At 44.8% G+C, this 17,069-nt stretch carries 16 protein-coding genes; 9 read left to right on the top strand and 7 right to left on the bottom strand.

The annotated features are described in order from the left end of the window. Genes gspG through gspC form a run of 5 tightly spaced genes read right to left on the bottom strand, consistent with a single transcriptional unit; the run spans position 1 to position 6,249 of the window. Positions 1-441, bottom strand: a complete 441-nt coding sequence (gene gspG / locus LQZ07_RS01585) for a type II secretion system major pseudopilin GspG (RefSeq protein ID WP_016399780.1) — start codon at positions 439-441, stop codon at positions 1-3. A gap of 28 nt (positions 442-469) precedes the next feature. Further along, positions 470-1,687 (bottom strand): type II secretion system inner membrane protein GspF, encoded by a 1,218-nt coding sequence (gene gspF, locus LQZ07_RS01580; protein ID WP_016399781.1) that lies wholly within the window; start codon positions 1,685-1,687, stop codon positions 470-472. Positions 1,688-1,695: 8 nt separating this feature from the next. After that, positions 1,696-3,234, bottom strand: coding sequence for a type II secretion system ATPase GspE (gene gspE / locus LQZ07_RS01575; RefSeq protein WP_016399782.1), 1,539 nt, complete (start codon positions 3,232-3,234; stop codon positions 1,696-1,698). Beyond that, positions 3,234-5,342: a type II secretion system secretin GspD gene (gspD, locus tag LQZ07_RS01570; protein ID WP_152784034.1), complete on the bottom strand. Its 2,109-nt coding sequence runs from the start codon at positions 5,340-5,342 to the stop codon at positions 3,234-3,236. Before gspD ends, gspE begins: the two co-directional genes overlap by 1 nt. 19 nt (positions 5,343-5,361) lie before the next feature. Beyond that, the gene (gspC, locus tag LQZ07_RS01565) at positions 5,362-6,249 is read right to left on the bottom strand and encodes a type II secretion system protein GspC (protein ID WP_016399784.1); all 888 of its coding nucleotides are present in this window, start codon (positions 6,247-6,249) and stop codon (positions 5,362-5,364) included. Between the two features lie 258 nt (positions 6,250-6,507). Here gspC and hslR point away from each other — a divergent pair, with 258 nt between their 5' ends. The 3 genes from hslR (at position 6,508) to pckA (ending at position 9,602) form a co-directional block, all read left to right on the top strand. After that, on the top strand, positions 6,508-6,903 hold the full coding sequence (gene hslR / locus LQZ07_RS01560) for a ribosome-associated heat shock protein Hsp15 (protein WP_152783629.1): 396 nt from the start codon (positions 6,508-6,510) through the stop codon (positions 6,901-6,903). Between the two features lie 12 nt (positions 6,904-6,915). Further along, entirely contained in the window at positions 6,916-7,797 is an 882-nt protein-coding gene (gene hslO, locus LQZ07_RS01555) for an Hsp33 family molecular chaperone HslO (RefSeq protein WP_016399786.1), read from the top strand. A 179-nt stretch (positions 7,798-7,976) separates the two neighbouring features. Further along, positions 7,977-9,602, top strand: a complete 1,626-nt coding sequence (pckA, locus tag LQZ07_RS01550; RefSeq protein ID WP_016399787.1) for a phosphoenolpyruvate carboxykinase (ATP) — start codon at positions 7,977-7,979, stop codon at positions 9,600-9,602. Between the two features lie 61 nt (positions 9,603-9,663). Here the strand turns inward: pckA and LQZ07_RS01545 are convergent, their stop codons facing one another. Next, entirely contained in the window at positions 9,664-10,746 is a 1,083-nt protein-coding gene (locus LQZ07_RS01545) for an extracellular solute-binding protein (protein ID WP_152784036.1), read from the bottom strand. A gap of 309 nt (positions 10,747-11,055) precedes the next feature. On the opposite strand from LQZ07_RS01545, the gene LQZ07_RS01540 reads away from it, so the two are divergent. From LQZ07_RS01540 to LQZ07_RS01525, 4 genes are all read left to right on the top strand, one after another. Further along, positions 11,056-11,415, top strand: coding sequence for a TraR/DksA family transcriptional regulator (locus tag LQZ07_RS01540; protein WP_016399790.1), 360 nt, complete (start codon positions 11,056-11,058; stop codon positions 11,413-11,415). A 111-nt stretch (positions 11,416-11,526) separates the two neighbouring features. Further along, positions 11,527-12,459, top strand: a complete 933-nt coding sequence (gene pyrB / locus LQZ07_RS01535; RefSeq protein ID WP_152783631.1) for an aspartate carbamoyltransferase — start codon at positions 11,527-11,529, stop codon at positions 12,457-12,459. Then, on the top strand, positions 12,459-12,917 hold the full coding sequence (pyrI, locus tag LQZ07_RS01530) for an aspartate carbamoyltransferase regulatory subunit (RefSeq protein WP_152783633.1): 459 nt from the start codon (positions 12,459-12,461) through the stop codon (positions 12,915-12,917). Before pyrB ends, pyrI begins: the two co-directional genes overlap by 1 nt. A 385-nt stretch (positions 12,918-13,302) precedes the next feature. Next, positions 13,303-14,307: a DUF2860 family protein gene (locus LQZ07_RS01525; protein WP_152783635.1), complete on the top strand. Its 1,005-nt coding sequence runs from the start codon at positions 13,303-13,305 to the stop codon at positions 14,305-14,307. A 78-nt stretch (positions 14,308-14,385) separates the two neighbouring features. Here LQZ07_RS01525 and LQZ07_RS01520 read toward each other — a convergent pair whose 3' ends face one another. Beyond that, the gene (locus LQZ07_RS01520; protein WP_152783637.1) at positions 14,386-15,312 is read right to left on the bottom strand and encodes an exo-alpha-sialidase; all 927 of its coding nucleotides are present in this window, start codon (positions 15,310-15,312) and stop codon (positions 14,386-14,388) included. A 174-nt stretch (positions 15,313-15,486) separates the two neighbouring features. Between LQZ07_RS01520 and LQZ07_RS01515 the strand changes: the two genes are divergently transcribed. Continuing rightward, entirely contained in the window at positions 15,487-15,876 is a 390-nt protein-coding gene (locus LQZ07_RS01515) for a DUF3302 domain-containing protein (protein WP_152783639.1), read from the top strand. After that, positions 15,876-17,018: an HlyD family secretion protein gene (locus LQZ07_RS01510; protein WP_152783641.1), complete on the top strand. Its 1,143-nt coding sequence runs from the start codon at positions 15,876-15,878 to the stop codon at positions 17,016-17,018. The genes LQZ07_RS01515 and LQZ07_RS01510 overlap by 1 nt, the downstream gene beginning before the upstream one ends. The last annotated feature ends 51 nt before the right edge of the window (positions 17,019-17,069 follow it).

Genomic DNA, 17,069 nt, shown 5'->3' with positions numbered 1-17,069 from the left:
TTACTGATCTAAGTTCCAGTTACCAATATCGTCATTGGTACCTTCTTCACCATCTAAGCCGGCGCTGAAGATATCAATACGGCCCTTTTCACCTGGGCTAATTAGAATGTAGTCATTACCCCATGGGTCTTTTTGCAAACGACGCAAGTAGCCATCCTCTGGGTAGTTACGTGGCTCTGGACTTGAGCTTGGTTTAGTGACCAAGGCTTCTAGGCCTTGCTCTGTGGTGGGGTAACGCGAGTTATCCAAGCGGTACATGTCTAAGGCATTTTCTAGAGCGATAATATCGGTTTTTGCCTTTTGAATATCGGCTTTTTCTTTGTTGCCTAATAAGTTAGGAACAACTAAACCGGCCAAAATACCTAGAATTACAATCACCACCATCACTTCTAGCAAGGTAAAACCTCGGCTAGTTGCTTGAGTGTGCATCGACTTTTGCATGTTACTTACTCCGAAATACCGGTAGGTGCTATAGCCCCACCATGTTATTAAGTTCCAAAATCGGCAATAGAATTGCCATTACGATAAATAGCACGATACCCGCCATGGTTACGATCAAGGCAGGCTCGAATATCCCTAATGCTATGTTCACTTGCGTTTCGAACTGACGGTCTTGGTTGTCGGCCGCGCGTTCTAACATTCCTTCCAATTCCCCAGAACGTTCACCACTGGCGATCATATGTAGCATCATCGGTGGGAACAATTTGGTGGCTTCTAGTGAAGAGTGCAAACTGCCGCCTTCGCGTACTTTAGAGGCGGCATCCAATACTTGGGCACGTGCGTAATCATTGGTGAGTACTTCACCAGCAATGCCCATACCTTCTAACAAAGGCACGGCACTGGCATTCAAAATACTTAAGGTTCTAGCAAAGCGCGCGGTATTTAGCCCCTTGCTCACCTTACCAACCACTGGCATGCCTAAAATTCGCTGGTGCCATTTCATTCTTATGCTGTCTTTTTGCAATAAACGCTGCCAAACCACCATCGCTAGCATGCCGCCAATTAAGAAGAACAGGCCATAATCACTCACGAGTTCACTTACATAAATCAAAAACTTGGTGGCGTTAGGCAACTCTTGCCCCATATGTTCAAACTGAGCCACTACCTTAGGTACTACCGATACCAACAGAATTGCAATAACACCTAAACACACAAAGGTAAGTACCGCTGGATAGATTAAAGCTTGCATGGTTTTCATGCGCATCGCTTGGCGCTGCTCGGTGTAGTCGGCTAAGCGATCAAGCACTTTGTCTAAGTGACCTGATTTTTCGCCTGCAGCCACCATGGCGCAATACAGTTTTTCGAATACGTCGGGGAATTCGGCCATGCTATCGGCCAAGCTGTAACCTTCTACAACTTTGGAGCGCACGCCAAGAATAATGCTTTTGAGTTTAGGTTTATCACACTGCTGAGCTACCGCCTTAAGCGACTCTTCAATAGGCATAGCTGCTGCAACTAAGGTTGCTAGCTGACGAGTTAATAGAGCTAAATCTGAGGTGCTAACTTTGCTTCGCAAGCGAAAACCAGCGCTGGCTTTTTGAGCACGCTCCGCCACTTGCTCAATTTTAAGTGGCGTTAAGCCTTGCTCACGCAGATGAGCGCGAACCTGACGCGCCGATTCCGCTTCATGAACTCCGTTAGATTTTTTGCCCTTTTTATTAAAGGCTTGATACTCAAATGCCGGCATTACACTAACTATCCTTCGCGGGTTACTCGCAATACTTCTTCTAGGCTAGTAATGCCCTTCAGCACTTTATTTACCCCATCTTGTCGGATGCTTGGGCAACTAGAGCGCACTGCATTCTCAATTTCTTGTTCGCTGCTACCAGAATGGATCATATCGCGCACTTCATCGGTAACCGGCAATAACTCATGAATACCGGTTCGGCCACGATAGCCAGTATTATTGCAGCTTTCACAGCCTACAGGGCGATACACCGTAGCATCTTTAGCAATGCCTAATAGTTGGTGTTCGTGCTCACTTACTAGATGAGCTTCGCAGCAATCTTGGCATAAAGTACGTACTAAACGCTGCGCTAACACCGCCAATAAACTCGATGATAATAAAAACGGTTCAACCCCCATATCGCGCAAACGGGTTACCGAACCAATCGCAGTATTGGTGTGCAGAGTAGATAATACTAAGTGACCGGTTAAACTGGCTTGCACCGCAATTTGCGCGGTTTCTAAGTCACGGATCTCACCAATCATTACTACGTCGGGGTCTTGGCGAAGAATCGCCCGTAAACCGCGTGCAAAGGTCATATCCACTTTGGTATTAACTTGGGTTTGGCCGATGCCTTCGATATTAAATTCCACCGGATCTTCTACAGTGAGAATATTCCGATCTTTAGTATTAATGTCGTTAAGGCCAGCATACAAGGTAGTACTTTTACCGGAACCAGTCGGCCCCGTAACTAAGATAATACCGTGTGGTTTTTTCAGCAGTTCGCTAATCACTTCGCGATAGTTTTCTGCCAAACCTAGACTTTCGAGCTTCAAGCGAGAATTGTTTTTATCTAATAAACGCAGTACAACCCGCTCGCCATGGCTAGATGGCATGGTTGAAACCCGCACATCCACGGCACGGCCAGCAATACGCAAGGAAATACGACCATCTTGCGGTACCCGCTTCTCAGCTATATCCAAACGCGCCATTACTTTAATACGCGAAACCAACAAAGCGGCAAGCTTGCGGTGCGGGCGTAAAATTTCACGCAATACGCCGTCAATACGAAAACGAATCACCAGGGCTGCTTCAAAGGTTTCAATGTGAATATCACTGGCACCTTCTTTAATTGCTTCACCTAACATGGCGTTAATCAATTTAATGATTGGCGCATCGTCTTCGGTTTCTAATAAGTCTTCATTTTCCGGAAGCTCTTCGGCCAAGGTATAGAAGTCCATATCATTACCGATATCTTCCATTAGCTGACGAGCTTGCGATGAATCTCGCTGATAACCTTCGGTAAGGCGCTGTTCAAACTCTTCATCAGACAGTTCTTCGCAAGAGAATGTTTGCTGTAGTACGCGACGAATTTCTAATAAGGCTTCTAACTCCACCTTAGAGTTATGATAGACCTGCCAAGCGTCTTGCTTTTTCTCTAGCATTACGCCGTAAGTTTTGGCAAACATGTAAGGTAACTGCCAACCTTCTACCCCTTCCATATGAGGAGTGTCAGACACTAAGGCCTTTTCATCTTCTAATACATTTAGCTCAGCATCTAAGTCCATTACTCGGCACTCACTTGCTCTTTATTGGCAGCTGCCGCTTCGGCTTCTTTTGCCGCTTTCTCAGCTTCTTCTTTCTTTAAGCGCTCATTCTTTTCTTTTAAGTAGTCGATGTACTCTTGAACTTCAGGCGATACATCTTCCACCGAGTTGAACTCTGGCAACACTGGCACTTTAGTATCTGGCATTAATACTACGCCTAACTCTTCACGCAACAATTGCTGAGCACGGATTTGGCTGTACTTACGCGAGCTCACACTTTGCATGGTTACCGAGTCACGAATAATGGTTGGACGAATGAAGATCATCAAATTACGTTTAACTTTCTTCGAATTGGTCGAACGGAACAAATGCCCTAATACTGGGATGTCGCCTAGTAGCGGTACTTTAGATTCACTCTCTTCAATTTGATCGTCTAACAAACCGCCTAAAATAATGGTGTCGCCGCTATCGACCAACACCGTGGTTTGCAATTGGCGCTTAGCAAATACAACGTCTACCGACGTTTGACCTTGTACCTTAGACACTTCTTGTTCGATGGTTAGCTGAACTGCATCACCCTCGTTAATTTGTGGTGTTACTTTTAGCTTGATACCCACTTCTTTACGGTCAACCGTAGTAAATGGATTATCGTTGCTGCTACTCGATGCTGAGCCAGTTAGTACCGGTACTTCTTCACCTACAGTAAAGAAAGCTTCTTTGTTATCAAGGGTGGTGATAGACGGTGTTGCTAATAAGTTTGAGCGAGAGTCATTCGCCGCAGCCTGAACTAACACGCCCCAATCAGCACCATAAAAACCAAAAGCGGCACCAGAAATCTTAGCCAAAGCGCTGGCTAAACCAGAGATATCACCGGGAGTTTCTGGGTTAACTGTGCAGGTTTCGCCGGTACAAACGGTAGAACCTTCGGTTGGTTGAGCATCGTAGATACCTGCACCAATTTCACTAATTGAAACACCTGCATCGTTAAACTGAGTACCACCAGCCTTTGTGGCCCACTGCACGCCTAGGCTAATACCATCACCTTCGGCCACTTCAACAATAATCGCTTCCACGTTAACTTGGGCGCGGCGAATATCTAGTTGGTTAATTACGCCCTCAAGAGTACGCATATTGTCTGGCTGAGCAGTAATTACCAAGGTATTGGTGTCTTCGTGGGCTTCAATAGAGAAGTTACCACGTGAGTTGCTAGTATTGGTTTTCTTACTACCGCCAGCGGCTTCTGCCGCTACCGTTTCGCTTACACCTTTAAGTACATCAACTAAGTCGCCAGCTTTGGCATACTTTAGGTAGAAAACACGGGTATTGCCGTAGGTTTCTAATTCACTATCAAGTTTTGCCACCAAGCGAACAATTCGCGCTCGAGCGCTAGGTTCACCCGATACCACAATACTATTGGTACGCTCATCGGCAACCACTTTAGGGATTAACAAACTCGCTGCCGCACCTTTACCACCAGTACTGGCGGTAAGCGATTCAATAATTCGCACCAACTCACCAGCTGAGGCAAATTTAAGGCGAATAATATCTACCTCTTGGTCCCCGGCTTTATCCACTCGGCGGATAATTTCGACCAAACGATTCACCACTGCAGCGCGACCAGTAAGCATAATTACGTTTGATGGATCGTAGTGCACTACGTTACCGCCACCGGCATTATCATTTAGCTGACGCAATAAAGGCGCTAACTCACGTACCGATACGTTTAGCACCGGCACTACTCGGGTAACCATTTCATCGCCAACGGCTTGCTCATCGCGGTCTACTACCGGAATGGCTCCTGCTTTTGCATCTTTAGCGCGCACAACTTTGGTTACACCGTTTGGCATATCAATAACCGCAAAGCCGTAAACATCTAACACACTTAAGAAGAACTGATAGTACTGCTCTTCGGTAAGCAAATCGTAACTACGCACATTCACTTTACCGCGCACTGCGGGGTCTACGATGATAGTTTTATTGAGATTACGACCAACCGTGGTGATGAACTCACTAATGTCAGCACCTTTAAAATTGGCTGAAAACTCGGTGGCACTCACGACTCCACAAAGACCTAATCCAATTAGGCCAACAAGGCTGTGGCGAACCAAGCGTAAGGCTTGCAACTTCATGTTAAATAAATCTCCGGTACTATTCATCTGGCAGGCTGAACAACACATCCTGCAACTGGCCATTGCGCTCAACGGTAACTGTAATATCCGTTAGCTCTGCCATCTCTTGCATCACTTGCATTGCTTGCGCGTTGTCGCGCAGGTCATATCCATTAAGAGCTACAGCTAAGTCATTAGCTTTCAAGCCCACTTGTTTAAATAAGGCGGCGTTTTTACCGGGGTTAATCCGATAACCACTTAAGGCTCCATCTTTACGAACCGGCGAAATACGAATGTAATCGGTTAGTTTTGAAGGGTCTTTTAATACTTCTTTTACGTCGACTTGCGCCGAACGGCTATTACTAGACGCTTGGGTATTGCGCTTAGCAGTATTTGAACTCGCCCGAGACTGTGAGTTTTTGTCTTCTGGGTCTAGCAATAAACTTTCGTAAACACCGCGATGCAATAAAATCACGCGATCAGTTTGAATCTCTTTTATGACAGCTTGAGTACCATTAATCGATTCATCTACACCGTAGGTTTGTTGCTTGCCTCGGTGTTCGATAATGGCCAATGCTTTCGTTTGGTCACTACTCGCTACCAAACCAGACAGAGTTAGCTTTAATGAGGTTTTCGGTGCATCAGTTGACGAAGGTGCTTGAACAACTGGTTTAGCCTTTTTGGCTTGATACTCACCAAACAAATGCAGTTTGGTAAGGCTAGATAAATCAACTTGAGCCGCTTTATTACTAGATTGCACCTGCTGAGGAACCCAGCGAAAAGCTTGTGAAGGCGTTGGCACTAATAACCAAGTAATAGACGCCAACTGATAAGCGGCAAAACACATCAATAGTAATGTGATTAATACGCTGCTCTTTTGCGAAGGAACGTAACGAGCAAGTTGAGTAGAAAAAGATTTAATATCCATTTATTCGTTATAATACATCTGTCATCGTTAACCGATTCTCGATCATCCTTATGAAAAAACTATGGCAAAGCGCCTCATATAGAGGGTTCTTCATTCTAAAGGGACTTAGGCGTAGAACAAGAGCTGCAAGTGTAAATTTTGCATTTAATTGGACTTTTATCAGTTTTCTGCTGGATAACGCACTAATCCAGGCCATAGCTAGCACGCATAAAACTGATATAATTTAATAGATAATATATAAGCCAGCCAAGACTTAGCATGAATTCACAAAACTCTAACAACTCTGCACCACGCATCGACAAGTGGTTGTGGGCAGCACGATTTTATAAAACCCGCGGCTTAGCTCGAGATATGGTTATGGGCGGAAAAGTGCACTACAACCAGCAGCGTTGTAAGCCAAGTAGAAATGTAGAAGTGGGGGCTACTATTAGTTTGTGGCAAGGCCAACAACAAATAGAAGTGGTTGTGCAGCAGCTAAGTGATAAACGAGGCCCTGCACCTCAAGCACAACTACTATACCAAGAGACAGAACAAAGCCTTAAAAAGCGCGAGCAATATGCAATGCAACGCAAGCTCATGGCTCAAAATGCCAGCCCAGAACGCCGACCCGATAAAAAGCAACGTCGGCAAATTATTCAGTTTAAACAACAATAGTCAGGCCTAAACATGAAGCAAGACATTCTAAATCGTTACTTATTCGAAGATTACAATCTACGGGGCGAGCTGGTGCAATTGCAGCAAAGCTACCAAGAAATCATCGATCAACAAAATTACCCTGCGCCTGTACAAACCTTACTGGGCGAAATGCTAGCAGCAACCTGTTTGCTCACTGCAACTTTAAAATTTGAAGGCGACATTACTGTGCAGCTGCAAGGTAATGGCCCACTAAGTGTGGTGGCGGTAAGTGGTACCGACCAACAACAGATGCGCGGCATTGCGCGTTACGAAGGCGCTATCGATCCAAATATCGACTTTGCTGAACTGGTGGGTCAAGGTCACATAGTCATAACTATTACACCTACTCAAGGCGAGCGCTACCAAGGCATAGTAGAGATCAATCCACAAGGCGTTGCTGCCAGCATCGAAGCCTACTTCCAGCAATCTGAGCAACTAAATACCAAACTATGGTTATTCACAGGCATGTTTGAAGGTCGCCCCCACGCCAGCGGCTTATTCTTACAAGCATTACCTGCCAGTAAAGATGAGGACGCGGAACATTTTGAGTTGATCTCCACCTTAAGTGAAACAACCACCGCTCAAGAGAGTTTTGAGTTAGACGCAGAACAACTGCTATTCCGTTTGTATCATGAACATAAAGTGCGTGTTTACGAGCCGCAAGAAGTTTGCTTTAAATGCACTTGCTCAAAAGAACGTTGTGAAACCGCCTTAGCCAATATTGACCACAAAGAATTGCTCGAAATTTGCCACGAGAGAGGTCATATTTCGATGCATTGTGACTACTGTGGACACGACTATAAATTTAACGAAGCCGACGTTGAAAACATTTTCACGCGTAATATATCGACAAACCCTGCCAAAATTCATTAAACTGACCTCAGGAAATGCGGTGCGAATCGCATTTCCTAGATAGACCCCTAATAACCATAAAAAAAGTGCTGGTAATTTGACACCCCTCTCTTTTTGGTACCACTAAAGGGATAGAATTAGAGCCAACACCAAATAAAAAAACAATATAAATCTTACCTCTCTACCTACAGGAGACTGCTATGCTTGACGTTGCAGAAAAAGATCAGGTTATCGACCTGGCTCAATACGGCATCAAAGATGTGTCGGACGTGGTGTACAACCCCTCATACGAAGAACTATTCAAGGAAGAAACTCGACCAGAGCTCACGGGCTACGAACGCGGCATTGTTACCAAAACCGGTGCTGTTGCAGTAGATACTGGGATCTTCACCGGGCGTTCGCCAAAAGATAAATACATCGTTCTTGACGATACCACCCGCGACAGCATGTGGTGGACCTCTGAACAAGCTAAAAACGATAACAAGCCAATAGACCCCGCGGTTTGGACCGACCTTAAGAAAACCGTGACCGACCAACTATCTGGCAAACGTTTATTTGTGGTAGACACCTACTGTGGTGCCAACCCTGATACCCGTTTAAAAGTACGCTTCATTGTTGAAGTGGCATGGCAGGCTCACTTTGTGACCAATATGTTCATTCGCCCAAGTGCTGCGGAGCTGGAAGACTACGAGCCAGACTTTGTAGTAATGAACGGTTCTAAAACCACCAACAAAAAGTGGAAAGAGCACGGCCTAAATTCTGAAAACTTCACTGTATTTAACATGACAGAAAAAATGCAGGTGATTGGCGGAACATGGTACGGCGGCGAAATGAAGAAAGGCATGTTCGCCATGATGAACTACTACCTACCACTTAATGGTATGGCGTCGATGCACTGTTCTGCCAATGTTGGCGAAGAGGGCGACACCGCTATTTTCTTCGGTTTGTCTGGTACCGGCAAAACCACCCTATCTACTGATCCTAAACGCCAATTGATTGGTGATGACGAACACGGTTGGGATGATGAAGGTGTATTTAACTTTGAGGGTGGCTGCTACGCTAAAACCATTAAGTTAAGTAAAGAAGCCGAGCCCGATATCTACAACGCCATCAAACGAGATGCTTTGTTAGAGAACGTGACGGTGCGTAACGATGGTAGCGTAAACTACGATGACGGTTCTAAAACCGAAAATACGCGGGTTTCTTACCCCATTCATCATATCGAAAATATCGTTAAGCCAGTGTCTAAAGCAGGCCATGCTAAGAAAGTTATTTTCTTAACCGCCGATGCTTTTGGTGTATTACCGCCAGTAGCGAAACTTACTCCAGAGCAAACTAAGTACCACTTCTTATCTGGCTTTACTGCCAAATTAGCGGGTACAGAGCGCGGCATCACTGAGCCAACACCTACCTTCTCGGCATGTTTTGGCGCAGCCTTCCTTACATTACACCCAACTAAGTACGCCGAAGTATTAGTTAAACGTATGGAAGCCGCTGGTGCAGAAGCTTACTTAGTAAACACCGGATGGAATGGCACAGGCAAGCGTATTTCAATTCAAGATACTCGTGCAATTATCGACGCTATTTTAGATGGCTCGATTGAAAAGCAAGAAACCAAGCAATTGCCAATCTTTAATTTAGAAGTACCTACAGCCCTTCCTGGTGCAGATAGCGAGATCCTCGATCCTCGTGATACTTACCAAGATCCATTGCAGTGGGAAAGCAAAGCAGAAGATTTAGCCCAGCGCTTTATCAAAAACTTTGCTAAGTACACCGACAATGCCGAAGGTCAAGCACTAGTAGCAGCTGGACCACAACTGGACTAGTTAAACACTAAGCACGAAAAAACCAGCCCGCGGGCTGGTTTTTTTATATCCGAATCTTGGTTTAACGACCCGATTTAAACTTGGTCCACAAACGGGTACGAGTGCGCTCAACTTTTGGTGGAATACTCACAAAACCAAACAAGTGCTCAGAGGCTTCTTCGGTCGGGTAAATACCTTCATGGCCAGCAATTTCTGGGTCAATTAAAGCAGTCGCTTTAATATTTGGGTTGGCATACCAAACGTAATCGGTCACCTTGGCAATCACTTCTGGGCGTAATACATAGTTAATAAAGGCATGCGCATTTTCTGGGTGCTTAGCATCTTTAGGAATGGCAAACATGTCAAACCACACACCAGCGCCTTCTTTAGGAATGATGTATTCAAGCTCTACACCATTATTTGCTTCGGCAGCTCGGTCACCAGCCATTAGTACATCGCCAGACCAACCAATCGCTACACAAATGTCGCCACTGGCTAAATCGTTAATGTACTGCGAAGAATGGAAGTATCGAATGCTCGGGCGCAGTTGCTCCATTAAGCTTTCAATCTCACCTTTGTAATCAGCCGATTTACTGCTGTTTGGCTCTTTGCCCATGTAGTTGAGCATAGACGCCACTACTTCACTTGGCGCATCTAAATAAGCAATACCACACTGGCTTAACTTAGCGGCAATTTCAGGGTCAAACACTAAAGACCAAGAATCTAGCTCTGCATCTTCGCCTAAAATTTCTTTCACCTTATTCACGTTGTAACCAATGCCGGTGGTACCCCACATATAAGGAATACCATATAGGTTACCCGGATCGTAAGCTTCTAAGGTAGCGAGCAATTTAGGATCAAGGTTGTCCCAATTGCTTAGCAGGCTGCGATCTAGCTTTTGATAAACCCCTGCCGTAATTTGACGAGCATAAAAATCGTGCGACGGTGAAACAATATCAAAGCCAGTACTACCAGATAGTAACTTAGCTTCTAATACTTCATTGGAATCAAATACGTCATACACAACTTTAATACCGGTTTCTTTTTCAAACTCGGCAATGGTGTCTTCGGCAATATAATCAGTCCAATTATAAACATTTAGTACTTTCTCTTCTTGAGCAATTACTCCGCCAGCATTAATAGCCAACAGGCTTACCAGCAACATGTTTAGTTTATTCACTCATGCAATCCTCGTGGTGGTGTGATAGCAAATCACGCAATAGTTAATTTAGTGTAGTAAAGCTTTCACCTCAGGCAAAACCACTTAGATTTAGCCCGCAATGAAATCTCGCGAGATAGTAACGGTAAATTTATCTAAACCCAAGTGCTGGCTGGCTAACAATTATCCAAAAAAGCGCTTTGAAAAGGCTTTACACACCGCTAAAATTAACGATTAACTAAATTTTTGAGTTAACTGCGTGCATACAGGACTAAGTCGCGCTTAACACATATAGGAAGGAAGACTTTCAAAACAATGATTAGCGACCAACAAATAGAGACTATTCGTCTGCAACTCGTCGAGCAATTGAACGAAACTGAACAACGTCTTGAGCAAGACAGTCAGTTATTTAAAGACAAAGAAGATTCTGGTGATGACGTAGATCGCGCCAACCAGGAAGAGTCTCAACAACTTCAGTTGAACCGTCGCCAACACGACCTTGCCCACGTTAAAAGCATTAAAGACGCATTACGTAGGATTGAAGAACAAGACTACGGATTTTGTGAAGGCTGCGGCGAAGACATTAGTGTTGCCCGTTTAAATGCCCGTCCAGAGTCTCGCTACTGCATCGATTGCCAAGATTATCGCGAACGAAAGAACAGCCAATACGCTTAATTGAGCCATTTAGCTAAATAATCTTAGTATTCCTCATTAAGATCATATTCACTGACTCTGCTCGCTGTTATAATTCTGTTCCGATTTCACATCGGATTAGGATCTGCGAGCATGAACAACCCGCTTTATCAGAAGCATATTATCTCCATCCCTGATTTATCCCGTCAGGAACTCGAATTAATCGTCGACACCGCCCAAAGTATTAAGCAACAACCCCGTCCCGAATTACTAAAAAACAAAGTTGTTGCTAGCTGTTTTTTTGAAGCCTCAACCCGTACTCGCTTGTCATTTGAGACCGCCGTTCAGCGCTTAGGTGGCAGTGTGATTGGTTTTGCCGATGGCGGAAATACCTCACTGGGTAAAAAAGGCGAAACCTTAGTGGATTCGGTAAAAGTGATTTCTTCGTACAGTGACGCGTTTTTTATGCGCCATCCACAAGAAGGCGCAGCGCGTTTAGCTAGCGAATTCTCTAGCGTACCGGTTGTGAATGGCGGAGACGGCTCAAACCAGCATCCTACTCAAACCTTGCTCGACTTATTTACCATTTACGAAACCCAAGGCTCACTTGAGGGCTTAAAAGTCGCATTTGTTGGTGACTTAAAATATGGGCGCACGGTGCACTCTCTCACTCAAGCCCTGTCACTATTTGGTTGCGAGTTCTACTTTATTGCGCCTAAAGCACTGGCAATGCCTGATTACATTATCGAAGAGCTGAATGAACGTGAAATCACCTACAGCCTGCACGACAGTATTGAAGAAGTAGTCAACGAGCTGGATATTCTTTACATGACACGGGTGCAAAAAGAGCGCTTCGACGAAACCGAATACCAGCACATGAAATCGAGCTTCATTTTACGCGCTAACATGCTTGAGCAAGTAAAAGACAATCTGAAAATTTTGCACCCATTACCACGGGTAGACGAAATTACTACCGATGTAGATACCACACCTTATGCCTATTACTTCGAACAAGCAGAAAACGGTGTCTACGCTCGCCAAGCCTTACTCGCATTAATTATGACCAATGAATTTGGAGCGCAATAATGAAGAAGAAGCTGCAAGTAGAAGCCATTGCGCATGGCACCGTAATTGACCACGTTCCTGCTGGGCAAGGCATTAAAATTCTTAAGTTCTTTCAACTCTCGGCTGCGCAAGAGCGAATCACAGTAGGCCTTAACTTACCCAGTGGCGAGCAACAGCAAAAAGACTTGATTAAAGTTGAGAACACGGTGTTTGACGAGAACCAAGCTAACCAATTAGCTTTATTTGCGCCCAATGCCACCATTAATGTGATTGAAGATTTTGAGGTAGTACGTAAGTTTCATGTGTCTACCCCAGAACAAGTAAAAGCGGTGTTTGCCTGTCCAAATAGTAACTGCATTAGCCATAACGAACCTATCGACAGCAACTTTTATGTGCGCCACCAGCAGCAAGACATCAAGCTAAAGTGCCACTACTGCGAAAAAACCTTTGATCGCGGTTTATTCTCAGAACTTGACTAAACCCTGCTATTCAACAAAAACAGAGCGCTAGCCGCTCTGTTTTTTTCTCCGCTTTTAAATCGACTATAAAAACTTCCAGCTAAGCAGGATTATTCTATAGTTAAAGCAGCTAAACTTTTTAATAACAATCCAGTCATTTACAGCTGATAAAACCAAGCAATCACTTCCAAGTGATACCGAGCTTGGTTGCTAGCTAAGTACGCAAACTTGCTGAGCAGAAAGCATTAGGCGAAGTAATAAGTTCAACAAAATTGTGCTTACAAAATGGCTAGCTTAAGTTAAGGTAAAGCTATAAATGTATTGATCTATTTAAGTTTTCTTAACGTAAACAGTGTAATTCAAGCCAATGATTTAACTCAGATTACCTGATACAAGGATGTGACTAATGTTTAAACGAGTAAGTTCGCTACTCTGTTGCGGTATGCTATTTAGTTTCACTGCCGACGCCCGCCCTTTAGCAGAAGCGCCGGGCTGGTCTGCCACTATTAACTTGAACGTGGGTTATGTAAGCGGCCAGAATCAGTTTTCTACTGATGACGATAACCAAATTACCGACGATCTAAATAACAATGGCAAAAGCTCTAGTTCTGCGATTGTTTACCCACTCTTGCGGGTAGACTACACAACTCGAGACTTAAAGAATCAGTTCTTCTTAGGTAACAGCCGCGAAAACTTAGGTCGAGCACAGTTTCAATACGAACTGGGTTATACCCGCGCAATTAGTGACCGCAGCAAAATAACCGCGGCATACTTCCCTGAGCTCCCTTTACTTAACGACACATGGGCAGATCCATACTTTGTTGGCAGTGCCCGGCAAAAGACCGATGAGAATTATCAAGGTGCCCGCTTACGGTTTGAATCCATTGCCGACAGCCCGCTAACTCTGGAATATGTTTACGCCAATCGTACCGTAGACAATGAGCAAAGCGGTGTGGCGCTGTTTGGCGCAAACTCTAGCGAGGCCAAGGCATTAGACAGAAATGCCAACTTGCATCGATTAATTGCCGAAACCTTTGTGCCTTTATCCCGTAAATGGTTCTTAGCGCCTGCCGTAGCTTATACCACCGCTAAAGCCGACGGCAGTGCCAACGACTTCGACCAATATACTTTACGTTTAACCAGCATTTACCGCTCGGGTCCGCACGTGTTCACACTGAATACGGAATATGGTCAAACCAAATACTCAGGTAGCAACCCCGTGTTTGATATGCAAACTCAAAAAGACGACAAGATATCGCTATTTGGCATTTATGTATTTAACGAGCCCTTTGGCTGGAAAAATACCATGTTTAACGTTTTGGGTGGCTACAACAATACTGATTCCAACATTACCTTTTACGACAGTAAGGGTGGCATTGCAGCCCTTGGCTTTGGTTACACATTTAAATAACCTGAGCTCGGGATATGTAATGCACAAAAAGGCAGCCTTGGCTGCCTTAATTTTTTCAATCAACTCATGGACACTCGGTCAATCTTGGCTCAAGTCTAGCTCTGCAAAGTAAATAGCAGTTTTCTCTTCGTGGCTAGAGTAGTAACTGCAATACACTTTATTGCCTCGCTGCACCAAACCTGGGTAACTGGTATCACCGTCTGATGGCAGAACTTGAAACTCTTTTAGCTGAGCCTTATCTGCATCTAACCAACACAAGCTGGTGCGCACCGGTTGATATAAACGCACAGCACAAAGCAAACGGCCATCATCAAGTTTGATCATTGCTGGGCCACCAATTTGCTGTTGTAAATCTTGCCATTGCCAATCTAGATAAGGTGGCTTGGCATAACCCAGCTGCCCAGTACCGGTATCTTTATCACGACGTAATAAACACAATGCAGAGCCATCATCCATTAAACACAAATCATGCTCATTGGGGTAAGCCAAACCATTTTGTTGCAAGCTAAATAAAGGATCCAAGTGCAGCTGATAGTTACCCTGCGGGTCCATTCGATAAAGATTTACTTTATCTAAGCTGTAGTTGTAAGCCACAGCGTAAGCGCTATCGGCTAAATAACGGCTGCGCCATAACCACATGCCAGCATCACCTTGAGCACTTAAATCGCTCCAGTTTTCACCATCGTCCAACCATGCTATATAGCTTTGTAAATCAAACTTCTCGCTGCTGCGATTTACCCCTGCGCAGGTTAGTAGCAGCCGCCCGTCCGGGCTTTCAACTAACTTGGGGTCACGTAAATCAATACCTGGTAGGTGAATTAACGCTGCCGACTCAAAGCGAATTTCATCTACAGCGCGACGTAAAATACGAATATCGCCCTCATCACTAACATGGCCCTCAGCTTCGCGAAAACACAACCACAGTGCACTTTTATACTCGCACAAGTCTGTGAACGCGTTATGCTCTCCGTCATCCCATACCCGCTCAACTGAGCATAACTTCATAAACCCTTTCTCCTTTACAACCTTCGGCGCCAGCATAAACAAATGATTTAGCTAGCAAACTAGCCTACACAGCCCACTGAGTAAAAGCTTAGCAACTTAGTACCCTTATCGACTATTATCAATTAAGCTGAATAAGAGATTCTCTTAATCGCAAAAATATCCCAAGGAGGGACCATGTTTTTGGATTTTTTCGCTTTAGGACTACTGTTCTTTGTAGGCTTAACCTTGTTCTACGGCATCATTGCCATTCACGATATTCCTTACGAAATATCAAAACATCGCAATCACCCTCACCAAGATGCCATCCATGTGGCCGGATGGATAAGTTTATTCACCCTCCATGCTATTTGGCCCTTTTTATGGATATGGGCCACCTTGTATCGGGAAGATCGAGGTTGGGGTTTTAAGCAGTTGCAACAGCAAGAACAAGAGCTCGAACAAAAAGAGCAACAACTGGAAGATCAGAACGAAGAGTTAAGTGCAGAAATTACTAAGCTGAAACGCCAAGTAGCGATCATTAGCAAACATGTGCAGCAGCTCGAGCAACAACAGGGGAATCAATAATGGATTTATTGCTTATTCTCACTTACGCCGGGATCTGCATCGCGGTATTCAAAATTTTTAATATTCCACTAACTAAATGGACCGTACCCACGGCAGTGCTAGGTGGCATAGTAATCATTGGGGTATTAATGATCCTCATGAACTACAACCACCCCTTTACTGCTAATGCTCGGCAGGTGTATACCTCTGTGCCCATCATGCCCTTGGTGCGCGGAAAAGTCATAGAGGTTCCAGTTAGACCCAATCAGTTGATAAAAGCTGGTGATGTATTATTTAAACTCGATCCCGAGCCGTTTGAAGCGGTGGTAGAGCAGCGCGAAGCAGAAGTAGCGGCAGCTCAGCAACAAGTACCACAGTTGCTAGCCCAATTGGCCAGCGCCCAGGCCACCACCAATGCAGCGAAAGCTGAGCGAGACCGCACTCAAAAAGCTTATCAACGTTATGCCGAAGGGCGGGAAAAAGGCGGGAAAAATAGCCCCTTTACTGAGCTAGAAGTAGAAAACCGCCAACAAGCTTATTTAGCAGCAGAAGCCCAGCTGCAAGTTGCTCAGGCTAACCAAACCAATGCTCAACTGGCTTACGACTCTCAAATAAACGGAGTAAATACCAACGTTGCTCGTTTACAAAGCCAGTTAGATAAAGCCTTATTCGACCTTGAGCAAACCGTGGTGCACGCACCTACCGATGGCTATGTCACTCAGTTAGGCCTACGTAAAGGAATGGTGGCGGTGCCTATGCCTTTGCGACCAGTAATGACCTTCATACCTAAAGAAGAAAGCATTTTTGTTGGTGCCTTTTGGGAAAATTCCATCAAGCGTTTAAAAGAAGGCGACGAAGCGGAGTTTATTGTAACGGCCCAACCAGGCATTGTATTTAAAGGCACGGTCGTTCAGGTAATGCCAACCATTGCCGAAGGTGAATTCCAAGCGAACGGCAACCTACGTGGTGCAGAAGCTTTCTTTGTACATAGCCGCAGTTTGGTGATTATTGACCCAGAACCGCGCTTTGATGAGTTTGATTTCCCTATGGGCATCAGTGGTCAAGTCGCCATTTACACCGAGCACTTCCATCATGTATCGATGATTAGAAAAGTATTGTTACGCATGCAAGGTTGGGTGAACTACATCTTCCCCTTCCACTAACATCGATAATCTTTACCACTAAAAAGGCCAGCAAGTTGCTGGCCTTTTTTA

This window comes from Agarivorans sp. B2Z047, from assembly GCF_023373605.1.
Classification (GTDB): Bacteria; Pseudomonadota; Gammaproteobacteria; order Enterobacterales; family Celerinatantimonadaceae; genus Agarivorans; species Agarivorans albus.
This window is presented reverse-complemented; position numbering and strand designations above follow the sequence as displayed.